This is a genomic window from Streptococcus infantis (genome assembly GCF_047463175.1).
Lineage (GTDB): Bacteria > Bacillota > Bacilli > Lactobacillales > Streptococcaceae > Streptococcus > Streptococcus infantis_AC.
The window spans coordinates 199667-222822 of the sequence record NZ_JASHEJ010000001.1 but is presented as its reverse complement, the minus strand read 5'-3'; the positions used below and the strand labels follow the sequence as shown (position 1 = coordinate 222822).

Annotated in this window: 22 protein-coding genes and 1 pseudogene; 1 reads left to right on the top strand and 22 read right to left on the bottom strand. The window is 33.4% G+C overall.

The genetic code is table 11. The features are described 5' to 3' along the window. The 5 genes and pseudogenes from QM859_RS01170 to QM859_RS01150 all read right to left on the bottom strand — a co-directional run bounded on the left by QM859_RS01170 (position 1) and on the right by QM859_RS01150 (position 3532). Positions 1–807 carry an alpha/beta hydrolase gene (locus tag QM859_RS01170; RefSeq protein ID WP_414261809.1) on the bottom strand — a complete coding sequence of 269 codons (807 nt, stop codon included), beginning with the start codon at positions 805–807 and terminating at the stop codon, positions 1–3. Between the two features lie 261 nt (positions 808–1068). Then, positions 1069–1560, bottom strand: a complete 492-nt coding sequence (locus QM859_RS01165) for a phosphoribosylanthranilate isomerase (RefSeq protein ID WP_414261808.1) — start codon at positions 1558–1560, stop codon at positions 1069–1071. Positions 1561–1648: 88 nt separating this feature from the next. After that, positions 1649–2401, bottom strand: a complete 753-nt coding sequence (locus QM859_RS01160) for a CPBP family intramembrane glutamic endopeptidase (protein WP_414261807.1) — start codon at positions 2399–2401, stop codon at positions 1649–1651. A 361-nt stretch (positions 2402–2762) separates the two neighbouring features. Then, positions 2763–3077, bottom strand: a complete 315-nt coding sequence (locus QM859_RS01155) for a TfoX/Sxy family protein (RefSeq protein WP_250307174.1) — start codon at positions 3075–3077, stop codon at positions 2763–2765. A gap of 64 nt (positions 3078–3141) precedes the next feature. Beyond that, a pseudogene (locus tag QM859_RS01150) lies at positions 3142–3532 on the bottom strand (VOC family protein). Between QM859_RS01150 and QM859_RS01145 the strand changes: the two are divergent. Further along, complete coding sequence (locus tag QM859_RS01145) at positions 3520–3852, top strand: Rgg family transcriptional regulator (protein WP_414261806.1); 333 nt, start codon at positions 3520–3522, stop codon at positions 3850–3852. The pseudogene QM859_RS01150 and the gene QM859_RS01145 overlap by 13 nt on opposite strands. A gap of 47 nt (positions 3853–3899) precedes the next feature. Here the strand turns inward: QM859_RS01145 and QM859_RS01140 are convergent, their stop codons facing one another. The 17 genes from QM859_RS01140 to QM859_RS01060 form a co-directional block, all read right to left on the bottom strand. Next, positions 3900–4376 (bottom strand): GNAT family N-acetyltransferase, encoded by a 477-nt coding sequence (locus QM859_RS01140; RefSeq protein WP_414261805.1) that lies wholly within the window; start codon positions 4374–4376, stop codon positions 3900–3902. 379 nt (positions 4377–4755) lie between these two features. Next, complete coding sequence (locus QM859_RS01135; RefSeq protein ID WP_414261803.1) at positions 4756–6123, bottom strand: sensor histidine kinase; 1368 nt, start codon at positions 6121–6123, stop codon at positions 4756–4758. Beyond that, a complete protein-coding gene (locus QM859_RS01130; protein WP_004252839.1) occupies positions 6114–6773 on the bottom strand; it encodes a response regulator transcription factor in 660 nt (219 codons plus the stop codon). Before QM859_RS01130 ends, QM859_RS01135 begins: the two co-directional genes overlap by 10 nt. Positions 6774–6845: 72 nt before the next feature. After that, positions 6846–7586 carry a lantibiotic protection ABC transporter permease PcfG gene (gene pcfG, locus QM859_RS01125; protein ID WP_061564359.1) on the bottom strand — a complete coding sequence of 247 codons (741 nt, stop codon included), beginning with the start codon at positions 7584–7586 and terminating at the stop codon, positions 6846–6848. After that, positions 7586–8326, bottom strand: coding sequence for a lantibiotic protection ABC transporter permease PcfE (gene pcfE, locus QM859_RS01120; RefSeq protein ID WP_123159203.1), 741 nt, complete (start codon positions 8324–8326; stop codon positions 7586–7588). The genes pcfG and pcfE overlap by 1 nt, the downstream gene beginning before the upstream one ends. A gap of 4 nt (positions 8327–8330) precedes the next feature. Further along, a complete protein-coding gene (pcfF, locus tag QM859_RS01115; RefSeq protein ID WP_070678834.1) occupies positions 8331–9032 on the bottom strand; it encodes a lantibiotic protection ABC transporter ATP-binding protein PcfF in 702 nt (233 codons plus the stop codon). 286 nt (positions 9033–9318) lie between these two features. Further along, positions 9319–9918, bottom strand: a complete 600-nt coding sequence (locus tag QM859_RS01110; protein WP_414261802.1) for a hypothetical protein — start codon at positions 9916–9918, stop codon at positions 9319–9321. 96 nt (positions 9919–10014) lie between these two features. Next, positions 10015–11337: a recombinase family protein gene (locus QM859_RS01105; RefSeq protein ID WP_462217805.1), complete on the bottom strand. Its 1323-nt coding sequence runs from the start codon at positions 11335–11337 to the stop codon at positions 10015–10017. Further along, positions 11264–12505: a recombinase family protein gene (locus tag QM859_RS01100; protein ID WP_185757939.1), complete on the bottom strand. Its 1242-nt coding sequence runs from the start codon at positions 12503–12505 to the stop codon at positions 11264–11266. Before QM859_RS01100 ends, QM859_RS01105 begins: the two co-directional genes overlap by 74 nt. Positions 12506–12849: 344 nt before the next feature. Then, complete coding sequence (locus tag QM859_RS01095; RefSeq protein ID WP_173276792.1) at positions 12850–12978, bottom strand: putative holin-like toxin; 129 nt, start codon at positions 12976–12978, stop codon at positions 12850–12852. Positions 12979–13131: 153 nt separating this feature from the next. After that, positions 13132–14076 carry an N-acetylmuramoyl-L-alanine amidase family protein gene (locus tag QM859_RS01090; RefSeq protein WP_000451462.1) on the bottom strand — a complete coding sequence of 315 codons (945 nt, stop codon included), beginning with the start codon at positions 14074–14076 and terminating at the stop codon, positions 13132–13134. Beyond that, the gene (locus QM859_RS01085; RefSeq protein ID WP_045616014.1) at positions 14066–14494 is read right to left on the bottom strand and encodes a phage holin family protein; all 429 of its coding nucleotides are present in this window, start codon (positions 14492–14494) and stop codon (positions 14066–14068) included. The genes QM859_RS01090 and QM859_RS01085 overlap by 11 nt, the downstream gene beginning before the upstream one ends. Positions 14495–14506: 12 nt before the next feature. Next, complete coding sequence (locus tag QM859_RS01080) at positions 14507–14758, bottom strand: hypothetical protein (RefSeq protein WP_049520299.1); 252 nt, start codon at positions 14756–14758, stop codon at positions 14507–14509. Further along, positions 14758–14964 carry a hypothetical protein gene (locus QM859_RS01075; protein ID WP_001090723.1) on the bottom strand — a complete coding sequence of 69 codons (207 nt, stop codon included), beginning with the start codon at positions 14962–14964 and terminating at the stop codon, positions 14758–14760. The genes QM859_RS01080 and QM859_RS01075 overlap by 1 nt, the downstream gene beginning before the upstream one ends. Next, on the bottom strand, positions 14918–19264 hold the full coding sequence (locus QM859_RS01070; RefSeq protein ID WP_414261801.1) for a phage tail spike protein: 4347 nt from the start codon (positions 19262–19264) through the stop codon (positions 14918–14920). The genes QM859_RS01075 and QM859_RS01070 overlap by 47 nt, the downstream gene beginning before the upstream one ends. Further along, positions 19265–19987, bottom strand: coding sequence for a phage tail protein (locus QM859_RS01065; RefSeq protein ID WP_414261800.1), 723 nt, complete (start codon positions 19985–19987; stop codon positions 19265–19267). After that, positions 19984–23037: a phage tail tape measure protein gene (locus QM859_RS01060; protein ID WP_414261798.1), complete on the bottom strand. Its 3054-nt coding sequence runs from the start codon at positions 23035–23037 to the stop codon at positions 19984–19986. The genes QM859_RS01065 and QM859_RS01060 overlap by 4 nt, the downstream gene beginning before the upstream one ends. Positions 23038–23156: the final 119 nt, after the last annotated feature.

The window sequence follows — 23156 nt, the reverse complement described above, 5'->3', positions numbered from 1 at the left end:
TTATGATATATCAGATTCATTACACATTTCCAATGAATCACTCTTTAAAAATGGCACCACCAAATTAATCCACTCTTGAGGCAGGTAAGCTGATAAATAGCCATGGTTATAGCCCTTAGCTTCATACAAAATCGTATTTGGATGCAGTTGTTGAAATAAATTCGCTGATGCTTTCACACAGTTCAATTCTTTTTCACCATAAATATAAAGAACCTGCGCCTTATTAACAGAAATCGTATCCTTTAGCTTGTAATGCCCCATATAGGTTTTGTAAATGGTCACCAATGTTTTGATAGGCGTCCTTGGCAGATCCTCCAAATAATAATCTTTTAGTTCCTCTGGATAAGCGAGTTTAGGATAGAGTTTGTTCATCATGCTTAACTGAAGTTTGCAAGAGAATTTACTAATCATTAGTTTGCCAAATAGACGTACCAGAAAAATACTGATTTTAGCCAACCTTGGTTGAGGAATACAGAGGCTTCCATCTATGATGGCTTTCTCAGCTATATCTCTGTCTATTGACAAAAGCTCCATAGTAATTTGACCACCAAGTGAAACACCACCGATTGCAAACAATTTCCCACCACAGTTTGCTTTGATATAGTCCAGAATCTCCAAAGCAGAATCTTCAGTAGAAACATAATCAAGTTGATATTCTTCGCCGTGGCCATTCAAGGTGGGTAGAATGACACGATACTTCTCCGATAAGATCCGTGCTTGACGAAGATAATTCCACCAAGAACTGCCACCGCCATGTATCAGCAAGATAGAAGGCAAATTCTTATCACCAAATTCATGGAATTTCATATTTAAACTCCTTACTGTAAGACATTCCTAGCTACATCTTTGTTTAATCTGTTTGAACAAGCTGTGATACCACTTTAAACAGACAATCTCTAACATCGATTATCTAGATAGAATGTTACCTTTAATAATGGGTATCCTGATCTAAATTTTAAAATCCTTTTCATTACTAATTCTATTACTCGCCAATATAGTATAAATCAAATAACCAATAAAAATAACATAGCAGCCAGTCTTACAACTTACTACTTTTCATATGATAATTTACAAATGTTTTTCCAGCCACTCGATCTTTTTAAAATCCTTATTGTTATTTTGTTCATTTCGATAGGAGTCTTGAGAAGAAGCTTTGTAAATACTTAGATACTGCTCCAGACTTGGAAGACGAAAAGTGATGCCTTCAATGTGAATGAGCTCTATATCCGATTCCGAAACTCCTGCAAAATCAAGTAAGGAATCGATACTTCCAAATTCAACACTCTCTCTATCCTTTTGGAATTCATGCTCATGAATATCTATTAAGACGTAGCCTAAGTCTTTCATCACTTTCATTATCTTGTCCCAGTCATAAATTCTGAGATGGTCAGGTGCTTCCCAACCTCTAGGGTCACCAGGTACATGAATGTCAATGTCAGACGGCACCCAATTTTCTTTCGTTCTAAACTCCAATCCCAAAGAACCCATCAGTGTCGGTGTAATTCCAACTCGATTTAAATGGAAACAAATGGTTTTAAATTCTTCAAATAAGAGACTCATGTTTACTCTAAACCTTTCATATAAATCTTCGTTATTTCTTCTTTATTACCTTGAACAAAATCATCTTCATTTTCTAGAGTTTATCCAGTTATTTTGGATACAAACTCTTTTCCTTACTAATTCTATTACTCGCCAATATTGTATAAATTAAATAAGCAATAAAAATGATAATAAAAATAACATTAATTTTTAACACAAAATAGAGATTTAACAAATTTGCGAACGCATGAAATAATATACAGTATCCCACAGATTTCGTTTGACGATAAAGAAGCCCTAAAACAAAACTTAAAAATAATGTATATATAAAAAATAAAATAAAAGGAAATCCTTGATGACTTTCTCCAACTATAAACCATAAAGGCAGATGCCATATTCCCCAAATTGATCCTACAATCAAATTAGATTGCCAATAAGTATATTTTTTATCAAGTAACGGTTGTAATACACCTCTCCATCCTAATTCTTCATGTCCACCACCAAAAAAAATTAGTTGTATAAAGAATAATGGCATCAGATAAATTGATACTTCATTAAATTCTAAGGAAGATACAGAAAATAGTATCAAAATTGCTAACAAATGAATAATGAAATAAATACTACTATTTCCTTTCTTACTAAATAGAAAATGTTGAAATTTTATATTATTCCTTTTCAAATAAAAACCACTTGCAATAGCTGGACCAAGTGCACCTACTATATGTAATGTTCTTCCTATAATTGTTTCTAATCCAAAAATATGAGATTGCGTAAAGATGGCAAGAATCCCCCAAGCTATATAAGTAATTCCAAATGTACAATAAAGATAATTTTTTAAATTCTTTTTGTCAATTTCTGTCATTTTATCTTCCTTATTTTGATTATTTTATATGTAATATTTGTTACTGCTTCTTAGTTGCTATCGATTATAACTACCTATATTCTATCACAAAAACACAAAAAAAGCCTTACAATCAAGGCTTTTCATTATTGATTCATACCAAGCTTTCTAGGCTTTTACGAGCAAAGCTACACACTCAACATGTGGTGATAACAAACTCCTATATTATAGAACGAAAGGGATAGAGTTAATGTTTAAACTTAAACTTTAGAATGAAAATATTTTTTCTTTTCTTACCCTACAGTATCCGTACAAATTTTATAGGCTTCATCTCATAAAAACTTGTACCTTGCTAAATTCAACAAACTGAAGCTTGTTTGTCTCATTTAGCTTTCTTAGGTTTCTTTTCTGGCAGTTCCGCATACATACCTTTCAGTAGTTCATTAATCAAATCCATATCCTCAAATCTGTCGAATGCATACATCAATGTCTTTGAACCCTCATACGGATAACGCAATTCTGAGTCTGCAAGAAGTTTGTCCGATGTCGGCGTTCTCTTTAAAAATAGTTCATTATCGCAAATGTCACCTATCAGCTTACCGTTAAAATATATAAGGTAGCCGCCCATCATGGATCTTATGACAATATCACCTGCTGCAGAAAAAATCTCACGAACAAATTCATTAAATTCATTCACTATGGTTACCTCCTTCAAAATCAAATATTCCTTACTTTATGGCAAACTCTTTCCCTATTTATCCTCAAAATTTCAGCAATCCATTTTCATCAAATTGAAAATTCGGTCCCCATGAAACTTCCCAATAGTATCCATCTAAATCCGAAAAATATGCGTGATTATTCACCCCAAAATACTTCCTTTGGCTCTTTTACAATTTTTCAACCTGCTTTTCTTACTAATGCAATTACAGTCTCTACATCTTCTTTATGTTCAACATTGTAGGCTAATGTAATTCCTGAAAATCCATTCCCTTTTGGTGGATTATTTTCATCAATATCTTTTGCTAATTGTTCCAAAGGAAATAGTTCAAACTTTGTTCCCGGAGTATCAAAAAAGCATACTGACGGATTATTTTCTCTGCAATCAGTCTTATATCCTTAACCATCTCTATAAAACTTTATTGACCTTTCCATATCTTTCACACCTAAACAAAACAAATAAAAGATTAGTTACTCAACTTGCCATTAACTGTTTGATATTAAGTATTGATAAAGAAAAATTTCATAATTGCACATTTCTTATTGCAGAGATTACAAAACTATTAGATAACGAATTAAATTACTATGAACAAACTGTTTTCCTTTATGCTAAGGGCTACTTTGAATTTAAAAAGAATTTAGATACTGGTGTTGAAAAAATGAAACAGGCTATCCAAGTCTTTGATATTTTAGAAGAGCAAAATATGAAATCTCAGTATATAGATCATTTCTCTCAAAATGTGGAAATAAGATAGAATACTAACTTTAAAGACTTAGTGAAAAGCAGAAACTAGTAATGATACTAGTTTTTGCTTTTCTCCATAATAATTAATTTCCCCCTTTTTCCTTCTAAATCTTTTTTCACAACAAAAAAACCTGAATTTCTATATGCTTTTTGAGCCAATATATTTTTTTCATTTACAGCTAATATAATATGGTTAATTTCTAATTTTAAAGTTGAATCTATGAATTCAAATATGCCATTCAGAGCATTAGAACCATATCCTTGATTTCTGAAATTATCATCAATAGAAAATCCTCTAATAAGCGCATAATCATTTTGATAATGGCCGTACTCTTTAGGACCAGTGTTTAGGTGTAGGCAAAAAAACCCAATTACTTTATGGTCTTTATTAAGTATTACTATTGGGTATCTATCCTTATCTTTTTTAGACTTTTCAATAATATTTTTTGGGGTATCAGTATGTGTAATATCATTTAAAGAATAAGAACTTAAAGAATGGTAATGTTCAACTTCACTATACAAAGATAATTTCATGATAATTAATTCCTTTCTCTTTATGTAAGATACATAACTAAATCAGTTGATGATTTAATAATCATATCAATTGTTTTCATACTTTCTACTTTCCTATTCAACTTTCAAATATATAGCGTTTTCATTATTTTCTTATCCTATTATATCATTATTCAAAATAAAAAACTGCAACTTACTAGTTGCAGTTAAACACAGATTTACTTCTGTTCCTTCTAGAAATTTATAAGTTAACTTTTAGAATTTGTTCAGTTATCAAAGTTCATTTAGCTTTCTACTATGTAAGATTCTTGCTTGATAGCGGAGTAAATTTTCTATTCTACACCAAAAGCAAAAAGGATATATTTTTAATAAATTCCATTTGAAAACAATTCCTGTTCTATTATAGTAATGGTAATTCTAACTTTACACTTGCACCATGTTTATCCGAGTTGTTTTCTAATATGACGCGTCCATTATGTAATAACATTATTTTCCAAGAATTATATAAACCTAAACCATAGTTTGTAGCTGAATGTCTACTCTTATCTCCACGGTAAAATTGCTCCGTTCCTCGTTTTAAATCCTCATTAGAAAATCCTGGGCCTTCGTCTATCACAGATATTGAAAGTATCTTATCTGTAGTCATTATTAGTAATTCAATGTTGGATTTGTCTGGTGAATATTGAATAGCATTACTAAATATATTTTGAATGACTCTTTCAAATAATTGTATATCTATCATTACATCTGAATCTTCACAATTAATAGATTTAGATATAGTGCGGTCATGTATTAGTGTAATCTCTCTCGCTATTTCACTAACTCTTTCGATTATTTCTGACACTTTTACTTTTTGTAAATTCAACGAGTTTAATTTAATTGACTGATTCATCTCCATCAGAGCTTTTGTATAATCTGATATACGTGTTGAATTTTTTAAAATGTACGCTACATAATCCTTTTGTTCATCAGTTAGATCAGTTACCTTTAACAATTCAGCATTACCTTGGACAATAGAAACCGGAGTTTTTAAGTCATGCATTAATGCCGATATCTGACTTCTCTTATTCTCTTCTTTAATCCAATTTTCTCTTAATGAATCACTTAAGGCTTTTTTCATTATATCAAGGCTATTTAAGACATCATTAAATTCTTTAATATTTGAACTTCCTATTTCAAAGTCTAATTCTTGGTTGGCGATTTTATCTGATGCCTCTAGCATTGGCGATAATTGCCTTGTTATTCGTTTTGCCCAGATTAGAGTAGCCACAAATGCACTCATTAAAAAGAAAATGATTAATAAAAATATTAATAGTAAATCTACACTAGGGAAATATTTTTCCATCCAATCATTATTGTAGTGTGGCTCTAGTGAATAATGGATTAATACATATCCATCATTCCTTTTAAATTCTATAAATGAAGAATATGGAGTTGAAAATCCCTCATGATTGTGAAAATTCTTAGCTTTCAGTTGAATAGCTTCATCCATATTAGTTTTTATCACTTCACCATCTGGCGATAAAAACATATAGCTAGCTCCTTTAGGTATCAATGCTTCATCAAAGTCTATTTTATTTAAAATTTTATATTTATTTTCTTGTAATAAATTTTCTGTATGGTTAGCCGGAAGAATCAAACCAACACTATAAAACGCTGTAAAAGTTAATAAAGCTAGTACGAGGGCACATCCTAAACCAACTCCAACAGTCATTAAGTATTTAAGAAATACTATTTTGAGCGACTGTCCTTTTCTAATTAATTCCATTTATAACCAATCCCCCAAACTGTAGAAATTGGATTTTCACCAAATTTTAAGAACTTTGCTCTAATATTTTTTACATGTTCTGATATGGCAGAAGAATCACCAATCCCATCAAATCCAAAAATCATTTCATATATTTGTTCTCTTGAAAAAACTTGTCCCTTTCTCTTTGCTAAAAGCTTCGAAATTTGATATTCAGACTTTGTCAGATGAATTTCTTCCTCCTTCACAAATACTTGATTGGAGGATAAATCAAATCTTATATTCCCTAGGTTTAAACTCGAATGTTTTTCTCTTTGTTCTCTTCTCAGATGAGCTTCTACCCTTGCTAACAATTCACCAACACCAAATGGTTTGGTAATATAGTCATCTCCTCCACTTAATAAGCCATCTACAATATCCGTTTCCATTGCTTTTGCAGTTAAAAAGATAATCGGACAATCCACTTTGCTACGTATATTTTTACAATAGCTGATTCCATCAACCTCTGGCATCATTACATCAAGTAATATTAAGTCATATTTCCCCAAACTATTTTCATCAATATCTACCGTGGTTTGGTAAATATCAACAATATGATCTCCTTTTATTAAAATATTCTTGATTAGAGTCAGCATATCTAATTCATCATCTATAGCAAGAATTCTTGCCATACCAAACCACCTCCATATTTATAAATATTTTATTATTATACCATATTCCATTTACAAATACATTTAGAGCTATTATTCACTGATTGACTTTCCACCCCACCTATTGAACCATAATAAAGAGCCAGTAAAAATGACTACTGTAATAGGTATTGCTACATAGCCCCACATGGTAAACTCTTTAATTAAATATGAGCTATCAGCCAATTCACTTCCAACAATATATGTTGCAGATAATCTCGATGCCCAAGTACAAGGTAAAAAATACCAAATATTTTCACCTAAACTTGTTATTGAAAGTAAAGCAATCAACGTTTCCACAAATCCCAATCCTATAGATGCACCACCACCTAACATAAGTGATACCCATAAATGAATCATATATGTAGATAAACATCCTATAAAAACTAATAATAATTCAATTAACCAAGCCATAGTCCCTTGATTACCAAATAGCATTGCAAATATAAAAACTGCTAAACTTATAGAAAATAGGAAACTCAATAAGAGCATTATAAGTTTTCCACCATAAGCCTTACTTCTTGATTTTGTAGTTGATAGAATAACTTGAAATCGTCCAGCACTTGCTTCCATGTCAACAACCTTAGATGTGATAGCACCAAATATTATTGGTAAGATAGCACCTAAAAGCACAAAATAATTCAGTATGATATCCATATCAGAAAAATTTTTTAGACTTGTAAATGTTGCTGCCCAATAAAATATTAGAGCATATAAAACAGGTAAGATAAAGTGAGCCCATGGAATCCAAGTATGCTTCAATTTATAAAACTCTGATTTTAATATATTCATCATTACTTCACCTCTTGCTTAGAAAACCATTTTGCAGTAATGAAAGTCAATAATGTAAACAAACATATTGATAAAATACAAGGAACAAGTAAGGATGTGTTTAAAATCATTGGATTTGATACTTCTGTTGGGATACCGTTCGGTAAAATACGCATAACGGGTACCATCAATCTAATCCCCCAAGAATAAGGGCAATAAATCCACATAGAACCGTCAGCTAACAAAATTCCTAACACAATTCCTAATACAGCATTTACTACAATGCTTACTATAAACCCAAACTTTTTAGCCAGGAAAAAACAAAATGGAACTTGCCATATGTTAGTTATAACCAATAATACACTTGCGAATAATAATGTCGTGAATGCATAGTTTCCTGTTAATTGTTCTCCAATGAAAAATTGAAAAACAAATACTCCTAGCATATGCAAAATAGCAGTTATACTTAGATAAATTGAAGCTGTTAATATTTTTGAAATCCATATCTTTTTTAAATCAATATTGAGTGGAAAAATTGCTCGGTAGTTTAATTTTCTCTCTTCTTTTCTATGCATCATTGCAGGTATTAAAGCGAAAGTTGCCGGCATTAAAATCACATACCACCAATTGTATGCGTTTATGCTAAAATATGATGACATTAATACAAATGCATTTAGTAAAGCTATAATCGGGGCAATGAGTAATATCTTCAACAAAAAGCTATGTTTGTGTTTCAAATTTTCTGCAAAAATATAATTTTTCATTAAGCTACACCCTCTTTCCATTCTTTACAACATTCATAAAAAGTTCTTCTAAATTTTCATTATGATTAATTGTGTTTTGATATTTTAATTCTCCTTCATGTATAATTCCTATATGATCAGCAGTTTGTTCCACTTCTGCTAAAATATGACTAGACAGAATTACTGTTATTCCTTTTTTTGGAAAGTTTCGTATTAAATCTCGTAATTCTTGAATTCCTAATGGATCTAATCCGTTTGTCGGTTCATCTAGTATCAATAGTTTAGGATTATTTAATAAAGCAATTGCAATACCTAATCTTTGTTTCATCCCCAAAGAAAATTGACCGCTTTTCTTTTTTCCGGTATTTTTTAAATCTACAATTTCTAAAACTTCATCAATTCTTGCATCAGGCAATCCAAGTAATAATGTTCTAACTTTTAGATTTTCTCTTGCACTTAAATTTTCGTATAAGGGTGGCATCTCGATTAAAGCACCAATATCTGATAAATCATTTCTACTCCATTCATGTCCTTCAAACATAATTTCACCTGACGTCTTGTGTAACATACCTGTAATCATCTTTAATGTCGTAGATTTACCTGCACCATTAGGTCCTAGTAATCCATATACTGAATTTTCCTCAATTTTTAATGACACATTATTTACAGCTTTTTGTTTTCCAAAAACTTTTGTTAGCTCATTTGTTTCCAAAATATATTTGCTCATATTTTGTTCCTCCTTTAATCTTGTAAATAGTATAAAAAATATTTTTAAGGATTCTGTAAGGAAAAAATATTTTTCAAAAAGTAGCAAGAAAATTCTAATATATTAAACGTTTTGCATTTTTTTCTTTAGTCTTTTATGCCATATTTCATATACTTCATAAATAAAAAAGGCAGAATCAGAGTTCTGCCATAAATAACCATTATTTATCTTACAACTTCAATCTCCACCTTGCTCTAAATCAAATTTTAAGGAATTGATATATTCTCTTTCTAATCTATAGTTATACCTATTCAGTTCGAGTTTCAGCTAAATATATTCCCCATTCAGCTAATTCTCTAGGCAAATCATAAACAGTTTTCCCATTACTTTCATAGATTTCAGAGATTCCTGGTGAAGTCTTAGAAAAAGTTCCCCAAGCTGTCACTAGTTCTTCTACAAATTGAATATTATGAGGTTCAAAAAAGTCATTAAATTTCGATAGTTCTTCACTATAAATTGTCACAACATTATAGCTATCAAGCATGATCTCATCCTGACTTTTATGCCCACCAAATCCAAACTTACTTAGTCCATCATTAACAAGTAAGTCACCGTATCTAATCAACAGTGCTAGGCATTCCTCTCTTGAACAACCATCAATATAATAAACATCCTTATGGGTTTCCTTGATAATATTCTTTGCTATCACTTTTTCTCTATCAACACTGACAGGCAATTCCAAAATAAAAAACAAGGGCTCATCATGAATCGCAATAAAGTGTTGAAAAACCTCTAATATTTTTTCTGCGTGTACATTGGCCGTCAAATGATGTTCAGTTAACTTTGTAAATGATTCAAACAGGTTTTCTACCAAGCTAACTTGGTGACCTTTTACTAAATTCAACATTATGTGTCCTCCAGAGAATTTAAACAATATCCACATTTATAATTTCATTATACCATTAACCCCCTAAAAAGACTGCAACTTCCCAGTCACAGTCTCTTATAAATCTACCTCAGTTCCTTCAAGGAAAGTTACTACAATTTGTCCAGCTTCTGAAATACTGATGTGGTCGAGAACTTGATTCATGATAACTCCATCAAATTTATCTAAATCTAGTATCTGATACATCTGCTTTGCATAGTGCTTATGGAGAAGATTTGCTCCTTGCTCTAGCTTTTGCCACTTAGCTACCATATCAGATCTATGCTCTTGCAACAGTCCAACTGCTTTCATAAAGGCTTTCTCAAGCATTTCTTCATCGATATGATTGTTTAAACATCCAATCTGGCCTTTAATCCTATATCGATTATTACACTGCCATACCTTCCGTTTACCACGACTTGTAGTCCAATTTTTTCTACCAAATGCTGAACCACATTCGGCGCAAAATACTTTTGTTGTAAAGGGATTGTTTTCTTTCTGCATGATATAAAATTGGAGCTTATGTTGTTCTCTAAATTTCTTTCTTCTTGCTATTTCTAACTGAACAATCTCCCACTTCTCTCTATCTAAGATTGGTTCATGATTGTTCTCGATATAGTATTGATTAACTTGTCCATCATTATCAATTCTTTTCTTCGTCAGGAAATCAACGGTATAGGTTTTCTGAAGCAAAGCATCACCCTTGTATTTTTCATTTTGAAGCATTTTCCATATAGCACTTGGGCACCACTTTGCTTTACCTGTGCAACCTGGTATTTCCTGTTCTCTTAACTCTTTGGAAATAAATTCTGGACTGTATCCTTCTAGAAATCTATCAAATATATACCTTACGACATTAGCTTGTTCATGGTTTATAATGAGATTTCCTTTTTCATCTTTGTCATATCCCATAAAGTTTGTAGTGTTTACCTGAACTACACCACGCTCAAATTTCTTACGAATTCCCCAAGTTGAATTTTCTGAAATAGATCTCGATTCATCCTGTGCGAGTGAGGATAAAATGGTAAGTAGTACTTCACCTTTTGAATCTAGGCTATCAATATTCTCTTTTTCAAACGTTACTCCGATGCCTAGTTCTTTCAGTTCTCTTACATATTTGATGCAGTCCAATGTATTTCTGGCAAATCTACTAATAGATTTAACTAAAATTCTATCCACCTTACCATCTCTACAATCTTGTATTAGTCGGTTAAAAGCATCACGTTTTTTTGTATTAGTTGCTGAAATGCCTTCATCTGCATAGATGTCTACTAACTCATAATCTTCATGTTTTAAGATGTATTCACGGTAATAATTGACCTGATTCTCATAACTTGATAGCTGCTCGTCTTGGTCTGTAGACACTCGACAATAAGCGGCTACTCTGATTTTTTTCTGAATTTGAGATATGACTGTTTGATGTACCTTTTTGGCCGGTATAACTGTAATGTTTTTCTCCATCTTCAATCCTTTCTAACACAATTACTGGTGAACTTAGTTTCCAATCTTCAATATCCCTTTCAGGGACTCTCATACCTTTACAGGAATTTTTTCCTTCTTTGATATATTTGGAACAACACCAAACAATCTTTTTCTTATAAGATACCTGTCTTTTTAATGTTGAACCACAATATTGGCATTTTAACATTCTAGAAAATTTATAGGTTTTATTTGTACCTTGGATCCGAGAACGGCTTTTCATTTTTACCTGAACCTTTTCCCATATTTCCTTAGATACAATTCCTTCATGATTATCTTCAATATAGTATTGTTCAACCTGCCCTTGATTTAATTTCTTTGGACCGTTTACACCGTCATGAAAGTATTTTTGAAGTAGTAAAGAGCCTTTGTATTTTTCGTTTTTTAAGATATTACGAATTGTACTGTCATACCATTTCTTTCCTGTTACAGTTGAAACCTTGCCCTCATTAAGTTTTTTAGCAATCCTATGTGTACCCATTCCTTCCAAATAACTATAAAAGATGGTTCTTACTATTTGCGCTTCTGCTTTGTTTATAACAAGTTCACCTTTTTCGTTTAAATCATACCCTAAAAACCGTTTAGCATTAATGAGTAATTCTCCTTTCTGGAACTTTCTACGAAAACTCCATCGTTGGTTTCCGCTCATGCTTTGTAACTCTTCCTCAGCCAAACTTGCTAACACAGTCAAGACAACCTCACCTTCATTTGATAAAGTGTGGATATTCTGCTCTTCAAAAAAGATATCAATACCAAGAGTTTTTAATTCTCGACTTATTTCAAGAACATTGATGAGATCTCTTGCAAACCTTGATATTGACTTAGTATGGATAACATCAATTTGTCCTTTTCTACAAGCACCTAACATAGTTTGAAAATCAGGTCTATCATACTTTGAACCCGAAATCCCTTTGTCACAAAAAACACCCAAAAACTCAACATCATCACGTTCAGCATACAACTTTTCAAAATAGACTTTTTGATTCTCTAGCGAATCAAGTTGACTTCCGTTGGTTGTAGAAACTCGAACATATGCACAAATTCTCTTTTTTCTTTTGTTATTCTTTGCTTCAATTTTTCTTATATTCATTTTTCCTCCTACAAGAAGTTTTTACACACTATATATCCCTCTAAACACTATATTAGTCAAGTAATCAGCAACCCTGTACTTTAACAAAATGTCTTTATTGTCCTCTTACCTAAATAGGTACTTTCAAGATAGATTTTTCCGGTTTTAAGAAAAAATCAAAAAGAAAAAGCCTGATGTACTTCACCAGGCTTAGATTTTTTATTTGAAATTTAATCGCAATATGTTATAATAAACATAGAAAAAGGAGCTGAGCTACCAACTCAACTCCAACGTAGAACCGTTAAAAAGACGGTAGCTCGTATAACAGATTTAATCCGTCCTACTCGCTCAAAAGTGGGGACGGATTATTTTTTGTCCTTGTCTTTGAAGATTTTATAGCACAAGCCAATCAAAGTAATGGCAAAACTACCAAAACCAAGTATTGTCTGTACAACTTCAAATGCGGTCAAAAGAGTGCCCCTCCTTTCCGTCAGATTTTGATGAACTGCCCATAGGCATCACCTCTCTTTCGGTATAAGGAGCCACCGTCTTCACTTTTCTACAATAGATATTATACCACATGAACCACCAACTTCGGTGGTTTATTTTGTTTAAAGATTTATTTTAAGAGTAGTATCTACAAACTCTTAGTTAGTAGTAATCAAACCATCAGGTTCAATCGTAAATTCTGGTTTTACTGATAACGAACCATCAGACTTGAGATAGTACCATCCGTTTCCTGATTTAATAAATTGCTTAGATTTCATATCCCCATCTTTTTCATCCAAGTAATACCAAGTTTCACGATATTTTACCCAACCTTTAGCCATTCTACCATCCGACTTAAAATAGTACCAACGATGATCGATATGCATCCAACCAGTAACCATGGCACCACGCTTATCTAAATAAAACCAATCCTTGCCATCATTGAACCATTTATTGATGAAACAGTAGCCTCTATTATCAAAGTAGAACCATTCTCCTTTGATATTTTTCCATTGAGATTTTGGATAAGAGCCATCTGCTTCTTCCCACCACCAACCAACTTCGTTTCGTTTCCAGTTTCCTTCAGTTAGACCAGATTCAATATCTTTCTTAAACTGTTCTCTACTAATGCCCCATTTTGCAAGGTATGGATAGGGATCTACATGATCACTTCCATTATTTGGTTGGTTGTAAGTACAAAATTGATGAGTTTTAATCCCAGCAAGACTACTAGAATCTAGAGTTTTAGGGATTCCAGCCTCGTCAGCTAACTCACGTAATAGCTTGACATAAAGTCGATAATCTCTCATGAATTCTTCTTTAGATTCATGACTTTCTATTAGTTCAACTTGAGCGTAACCTTCAACATTCCATCCGCCACCAACATCATAAGCACCTCGGTCTACTAACCAAGTTTGCATGATACGACCATTCCCTACCACATGGGAGAAAAATCCTGACTCAACTGGACGACGCAAATGGTAATCCGCTTCATTTTGTGCTGTTGAGTTAGGATTACCTGTAGAGTGAGCATGAACTTGTCGATAGGGTTGCTCACCGATTTGAGGAAGATTTGTTCGTAATCTACTTTTATCAACTTCCATGATTATCCTCCTTATCATCGTTAGACTTTCCTTCAGTTAGATGTTCAAAAGCTTTTAAAATTGGTTTAAAAAGTAGAATATTCCCTTTTACTTTTTGATAGTTCTCAATTAGTGATTGGAAAGTAAAAACTAGGTATCCGATATAAATCGAATACAGAAACATAAATCCAGTTTTTTCAGGCAACAAAACAGACATCGGAATCAATAACAGTAACATAAAAATCCCTAAGACTTTTCGAATTAATCCATTGATTCCAATTCTACTCTTATACTCAACATCAGGATTTACAATTGCAGCAAATGTGCCTGATGCAAAGTCTACAATTTCCATGATGACAATTAACGCTAACGCATACAAAATAAGCCCATCTTCTGTTTCGATGAGCTTTCTTAAAAAATTAAACAATTCAATATCCATTTTTAATACTCCCTATAGTTCTTTTTTATTTGACTCAATTTCAGCTAAAACAGCATCTTCTAATTCATATCGTTTATCTCGGAACAATTTTTCTTGGTTTCTCATTTCGAGACGATGCTCCGCATAGAGCTCTGAATGATAGAGAAACTCAGATACTGTAGAAACACCATGTTCATCAACATCAACAGTATACTGCTTAACTACTTCATCCCCAATCTTCAAATTTCCAACCAAACGTGTTGTTTTAGTAATTTCTAATGCCATTAACTTTCTCCTTTCTCTCTTTTAGTTTTTACTTCCTCAAATAAGTCTTTTAGGTCTGAGTCGTATTCTAATACATCTTTCATTAACTGCAATTCGCTTGCAACAACCAAATAAAGAGCCTCATTTTGTGCTGCTTGACCTTCGGTTTGTGCTAGTTTCTTAGTCAACGACTCCATTGCTAATTGATGGATTAAATCTGTGTTCATCTTCTAACATCTCCAATCGTTTATTTAATTTTCGAATATCAAGTATTAACTCTTGAATTCCTTTTAAAGCGATATTCGTTAATCTTGTATTATCAAGATTCAGAAAACCACCATTTTCATACACAAGTGACGAGTCAATTTGTTGAACATCTTGAGCGATGAGTCCAATTTTGGTATGAGCCTTTTGAATACGATTCCCTATTTTCTTCCAGTCATACTCTTTAAATTGAAATCTTTTGATAAAATCGAGTGCTTTATAGTTAGATAAGCCTATATTCTCTTTTAAGTTTTTATCAGAAAAATGTTGGTTAACAATTTGCCATAAGCTATAAGCATTTCCGTTATATGAGTAGTAAATATCATTTCCTGATCCACCAAAGTCTAGAGATACATTATTAGAATTCCAATAACTAATAGTTCCTGTAGTTGAGCCATTAATGCTACTTTTGCCGTACTTTAACCAGCCAATTCCTTTTGCCTTAATGTATCCTTCGACCGTCAATAGAAAATCATCACTATCACTTGCAGTGTTTCCAGTAGTAAAATCTGAATCTTTGTAAATAAATAAGCCGTAAGGAACATTGTCTCCTCGGCCATAAGAACCTATAAATTGTACGCCTAAACCATCTTTAGAATTAAACTGACGAGGAACATTAATCTGTAATCCACCGTTGATAGCGTCAAATGAACCATAAGCACCTAACTTAATTTTTGTTTCTCCAGTTAATAATCCACCAGAAATTGTGGTTCCAGTTATTGTGCCACCCTGAATTCTGTCACCACTTAGTAAGCCTGACTTTATTTGACTAGCATCGATCCTAACACTTTGTACACTATTGATAAAAGCATTCTTAGCAAACAGCTGTCGTAAATAAGCTTCATTTGCAACTAACTTATTAAAAAACGCTTGATCCACGACAATTTTATCTGCAGTTACTGAATTTGACGCTAATACCATAGTAGTTACAGACCCAGCTTCAAAGTTTGATGTCTTTAATTTATCAATCATTCCTGATTTAATGACTGCTCTATCAATTAAAGTATCCCCAGTGATATGAGTTGCCTTGCCAATAATTCGATTGATTCCATTTGCACCTAAATTAATCCCTGAAATTAAAGATCCAGCATTAGTTAAATTTTGAATCGAATAGGAACCTTGATGTTGCTGAACAAGACTTTCTGTTGCAATTTGTTGAAAGGATGTACTATCTACAAAGTTATTAGGTGGCTGACTACCTCGAACAATTGAAATTTGGCCAACTGCCACAGTGCCGTTCTTTTCTAGCCAAATATGAAGCCCAAAATCATCTGTTTTTGTCACGGTTTTATTTATCGTAAAAGTTCCTGTAAAAATTTGAGCTGCGCCCGTTCTAGTCGGACTAATGGTGAAACCTCCTATTGAGTTACCTGATTTAATTTCAAAACCAACTTTTCCATCAGGTAGTACATCTATCCATAAATTGACCCTATAAGAAAGTTTCTCACCAGCAACAAATTTTTGACTATGAAGAGGCATTTGGAAACCACGCCAACCATTTGTTGTCCTACCACTTTGTGCAATTCTTAGCAGCTTGTATTCATTAGTTCCAGTCATAACTAAATTCGAATTCGGTTCACGTTCTCTATATTTACTAAAATTGGTTGGATCGTATACTAAGTTTTGGTTATCAATTAAATCACTGACTCTTGTTATCAGTCCCTCAGATGTTTGCATAACCTGACTAATTGATTTGCCTTGTTCACTAATAGTTCTTGTATGACTAACTAGAGTATCTTTTACTTCGTTAAAAGCCGTTACAGTTGTTAAATCTTCGATAGGCTTAGTCCAATAATTTGGAAAGATATCTCCAGTAGTAATCATTAAAGCTCTCCAATGAAACTTACCTGAACTTGCTCCATCAATACGAAATTGTAATTCAAAGTTTTTAAAATTATTGAACATCTCATCTGTTACGATTCGAGAAATTTTAATAAGATGGTAGTTTGTACCAGTTTTTAAGGCACTAGACCAAGAGGTATGAAAGGGATTAGAATGAACACTCCATACAGCACTATTATCTGATTTTTTATAGCCTGGACCTTGTAAGATAATTCTAGGAGTAACGGTTGAATCTAAAACAACATTATCGACAGAAATATAAACAAATAGATTGATTTTTGTCCCTGCATAAATGCCAGTCGAATCACCATAAGGAATTTTTCCTAATGTTTGAATCCAATTGATTTTCGAGTTTATTTCTTTGTATGAAGTCCAACTATCACTGGAACCAGATGCTAAGTTTCGATGAGAAACACTAGTTGGTATTAAAGCTTTAGTTTCACTAATAGTCCGAGTGAAACTATTAGATGTTTCTCTAACTAAGTTTTGCACGCTAGAGTTCGTTACATAACCTCTATCTAAAATATTTTTATCAACATCTGATTTAGTTTGAAATCCTTTTAAATTGATTACAGTTTCTACCTGACTACTAGTCAATCTTTTGGCTATTTCACCTGCTTGAATTTTAATTGTTGTTTCAGTACTAGCAAGTCGATTTGTCGTTTGATTAAGATCTGTTTGTGATACTTTAGTCTTTATAGCATCTGCAGCAACTTGTAAATCAGCTTTAGTTTTAGATATTGCTAATGCGTTCTCTGATATTCTTTGGAGTGCTTCACTAGCTGTTTGTTTAATAATTTCTACATAGGTCTTTTCAGCTTTTAGATTTATTTTATCCTTGGCTTGTGATATTTCCGTTCGTTGTTGCTCTACGGTATTTTTGATAGCATCGAAGTCTGTCTTTGAAACCTTGTTAGTAATAACCCCCTTAAGCTTATCAATTGAAGATTCTACTGTCGTAATTTGATTCAATAAGCTATTCTTGCTGAGTTCAACCAACCGATTTGCTTCAGCAATAGCTTCTTTTTTATAATTTAAGGTATCTGTTAGTACTGTATTAGTAGTTTCTTTAACTTCTTTACTGACCTCTAAGGCATGATTAGCTAAATCTCTACTACTATTTGCTTTAACCAACACATCGTTGTATCTATTTTCATTAAGTAATTCATTAGATAGAACTTTAGAATCAACATCAGCAATCTTTCCTTCAATCTCTTGACGAATACCATTTGCGTAAACTTCTGCACTAGCTTTGACTTTTTCAATATCATCTAGAATTGATTCTTTTTGTTTAGTGAATTCGGCATCAAATGCTGTGTTCGCATTTCTCAAAACTTTTTCAATTGCGACTTCTTGTAATGTGAAACCAGAGTCTAAAATTTCATTTGCGACAGTTGAAATTGCACTATTCGAAGTTGAACTACCTACCATTGGTTTATCATCAAAAGTAATCGAGATATATTCTTGTGTCAGTGCATCAAATTCATAAGCAACTGCCTTTTTGGGAATATCGATCCCATGTTTCAAACTCTTGATGTTTACTGTATCCCCTAAATGTACAACCTGCCCATCGAGTTCATAGGCTTCAATCGTAATAGCATCCGATAACTTATCAATTCCTTCATTCTTAAACTTAGCCTCAGCCCACTTCCTTAACTCCTCAATGCTTTTAAGAGTATTATTTTCGTACTCTTTTTCATTGATATATGGATAGAAAGTGATTAGAGGACTATCGACAGTAATTTTAATTGTCTGGTCCTTATCTTTACCATCTGGTTTAAATGTTGATTTTGCATGAATACGAGTAATGATTGATTGAGTTGATTTGGTTCTCTTGTAAGACTTTAGATTCTTATGTGTTGTTATGACAACACCCCTATTTTCACCTCTATTCTTCTTGATTGTCAGAGCCAAATTGTCACGAATCAACTCCCCTTCCCAAGTTCCTATGATAGAATGGGCACCATCCATTAAGACAGCATAGAGTGTCTTTACTTCATTTGTATTGAAAGTACGGCGATCTGTAACATCACTCGTAAATGAAAAATCACCAAGATTGGTCTTAGTATTTTGGACCATTTGGGATAAGGCCATACCACAAGTAAGATTAAGAACACTAATTGGTTCGATAGACCGTTGCATAATATCATCTGAAATATGGTAGGCGGTTATATCCAAACTATCATCGTTTTCAATTGGTTTTTTAATACGAAATAACTGGAATCCTAAGACAGGCACAGGAGCCTTGATAAGCATATCTTCTTTTATTTGTTTATAGATACCAGAATCGGTAATTGGATAGCGAATAGATAAGGTGAAATCACCGTTCAGGGTTTCTTTTACAATAGCAGAGCTAGTTTCATGAAGAGGTAATCCATTCCACTTTGCAGTTCTAACATCTTTGTTCAACAAATATAGCATTTAAGCCCACCCCCAATTTGTTTCAAAGCTTAAAGAAGTAATACCTCTACCAAGAACAACACCCACTTCTTTTTTAGCGCTTGGATCAATAGTGATAAAATCACCAGACCATTTGATGTACTTTTTGCTAACCGTTAGAAAACTTGGACTATTTGGTTCGTTTTCCATCACAAGAGGTTCTGTAAGTTTTTCAATTTTAATAACCTGATCTCCAATCGTAAACTGAGTCTCAGTTGCCGAATTCCCCATTATCGTTATTTTGGGGAACGCTAGAGACGTCCCTTGAACTCTAAGTACACCGTTTGATGTCAAAGTTTGTCTATCCATTGATTTAAAAAACTTTGTAGGATGACAAATAAAGGTAGCTTTCGTTGCATACACACCATCTCTCTCTTGTTTTACCTCAGTACATTTTACTCGGTAACACCAAAGACGTGTGGTTTTCATCCGTTCACTCTCAAGCCAAAACTGCTCCTTGATAAATAGACCCATAAATTGATGAAGTTGTTCTTCTGAGGGCTTAACAATGTATATCGTATATGATTTTTCAATCAAATCTCGGTGCCGATTTGTTTGCGAAAGAGCCCCACTCATTCCTTTATGTTCTAATAAACTCGTCTTACTCTCCGCTAGGATAACAGAAGGCGATTCGTGGACAATCACCTTAAAAGGAAAACTAGAAGTTCCAATTCCATCTATGAGTAACTCGTTTCTTTTAATCATATAGTGGCTCCTCTCAATTGTTTTTGACGTGCTAATTCTTCTGCAATTCGACTTGCTACTTCATTTGCTATTTTTTCAATATCTGCCTGTTCTCGGATAATATTTCCAGTAATCGAAATGTTGATGTCTGGCATTCTTAAATCCATCGTTCTTGCAATACCTCTTCCGATTGCCCCAAGAGTAGATTCATTTAAAGGGAGTACCGCTTCGTTTCCTGCTTCTCCTCCTACCATTAGGGAATTCCCTATTGTTCCGAAGGCAGTTGGTTTTGTTAAAATTCCCCCTTTTGCATACCACTCAATTCCGATTCTAGGAATTTGTCCCTTTAACCAATCCAGAGGGTTTGCAGATCCTGACACACTAAAATGAGGTAAAGGAATGTGTGGCCACTGAAATCTGAAATTAAAGAGATTTTTGATAGCAGTTATAGCAGTTGAAACTGCATTTTTGGCAGTGTTAATTGCATTTGAAATTGTATTTTTTACTCCATTCCAAACATTGGACACTGTACTTGAAATTCCATTTAAAATACCAGAAATAGTTGAACTGATACTATTCCAAATTGTACTGACAACGTTACTAATTGCTGATAAGAGATTACTAATTGTGTTCTTAATCCCATTCCAGGTGTTGGATATAAGTTGACTAATAGTACTTAGAACTAAGCTTACAATTGACTTGATGGATTCCCATACTGTTGAAATAACTGTCTTTATTGTTTCCCATGCACCAGACCAATCTCCTGTTATAACCTGCATGATTGCTTTAATAATGCCTAAGACAAGATTGATTGCCGTTTCAACTACTTGTTTGATGATTTCCCAAGCTGTGCCGATAATCAGTTTTATATTTTCCCATGCTGCCTGAATATAGGGTTCTAGAATTGACATAACGGTAGTTATGACTGTTGAGATTGCATTCCAAACTGTGGTTGCAGCTGCAAGAATTAACTCTTGATTCTCAGTCCACCATGAAGTTAGAGTCCCCCAAATGCTTAAAATAAAGTCTGATATTTCTTGAATGATAGCAGATATAAAAGAATATATAGCATTCCAAATATCCATTACTGCTGTTCTAAATCCCTCGTTATGTTCCCAAAGTTCTTTTATACTAACAATTAACAAAGCTAGAACAGCTATAATTCCTAATACTATAGCAATAACAGGTGCTACACTTGCTATTAAGCCACCAATTGTGACACCCATTGCTAAGGCAGCTGCCTGAAGTGCTAAAAATATAGGGAGTAATAATCCTAATCCAGTAATGAGGCTACCTACAATAATGATAAATTGTTTTACTGGCGTTGATAAACTAGAGAACCACTCTGCAATTGAACGTAACAAATCAGCTAAAATCTCTAGTATCGGTGCAAAAGTGACAGCTATAGCATCCCCAACTTCAGCCAATGCTAACTTCGCTTCATTTTGAGCAGTTGTAAATTTATCAATTGGATCTAGTGTCGCTTCATAAGTTGAGCCGACTGTTCCTGATGCTTTCTTTGCTGTTTCAGCTAAGTTATCAAAAGATAAAGCACCACGATTAATAGCATCCACCATTCGTGGAGCACCCTTAGTTCCAAATATATCTGAAGCGAGGGTTAACTTTTCAGTTTCGCTAGTTGAATTTTTAATTTTTTCGATGGTTTCAGATAAACCTTGCTGCAAAGTCTTTCCTGATGCCGCATACTTCACAGAAGCTTTTGATAAGGATGATAAAGAGGCTGATGAATCTACACCAGCTTTTTCAAATTTCCCCATTAAAGCAACGCCCTCATCAAATGAAAGTCCTAATGCCTTAATTTGTGGTGCTCCAGAAACAACCTTATCCATCAAATCTTGAACTCCCACCCCAGTAGCTTGACTTGTAAAGGTGACAGTATCAAGAACACTAGACAAATCCGTTGCCTGTAAGCCATATGCTTCTATAGCTTTCTTAGCTGAAATAGCTGATGAGGTAACATCACTCCCATTTATAGACGCGAATTGGATGAGATAACTTGAAGCTGATTTTAAACTATCACCGGTTAAACCAAATTGAGTGTTCAACTCTCCGACAGCACTTCCAGCAGTATTAAAATCTGTAGGAATTTCTGTAGCAAGGTTCTTTGCGATAGTTGTCATTTCTTCTAAAGATTGGCCAGAAGCACCAGTTTTGGTGACAATGATATCCATCCCTTCATCAACTTCGTTAAAAGCTTCAAGCGACTGTTTCCCAAAATCAATCAGTTTTTGTGATAATTCTGCTAAACGGTCACTGAATTCCATTAGGATTTCTGCTTTTAAGAGATGATTGATGTCTGATAGATTATCCTTTGCACTTATTGAACTAGTGCTCATCTCTTCCATCTCATTTTGAAGGTGATTATAGGCCGTTTTGGTATCATTTAGAGTCTGTTCCAGTTTATTGGCTTCAATTGAATTTTCGCCATACTGAGATTTTGTTAGTTCTAGCTGTTTCTCTAAATTCTGAATCTGTTTTTCTAGTAAAGAGGAACTTTCATTTACTTTTCTTTGAGCTAAAGCTAGCTTTTCAGATTCACTAGAACTTGAAGAAAGTTCACTTTCTTGTAATTTAAATTGACTCGTTAATTTTTCACTCTCAGAAGCTAGACGAGCTTGTTCTTGTTTCAAGCTATCCCATTGACTTTTAGTACTACCTATTCGATTACCATTTTCCGATAAGGCTTGGTTGACACCCTCTAGTTTGCCTTCGTAACTTTTCAGTACTGTCTGTGTAGTTTCTACTTCCCTTTGAAAGGCTCGATATTGTTCCGCACCAATAGTACCAGACTTAAATTGAGCTTCAACTTGTGCTTGTGCCTGTCTTAAGGTAGCTAACTTTTCTTTAGTAGTTTCAACTTGTTTAGCAAGCACTTCTTGTTTTTGAGTAAGGAGTGTGACATTTCCTGTATCAAACTTAAGAGCCTTATCAATTTGTTTCAATTCTTTAGTTGATTCAGCGGCTTGTTTATTTATCCCTTTTAAGGCATTTTGCAAGGGTTGTGTGTCACCACCAATTTCTATTGTGATGCCTTTTATATTTCCAGCCATGTTCACATCTCCTTTCTATTAAAAATTATCAAAATCACTTTGATTCGCTTTTCTTGTGTTGCTTGTTTCATTTGTTCGCAAGTTTACATAGTCAGTTTGATAATCAAGAGCCATACCAA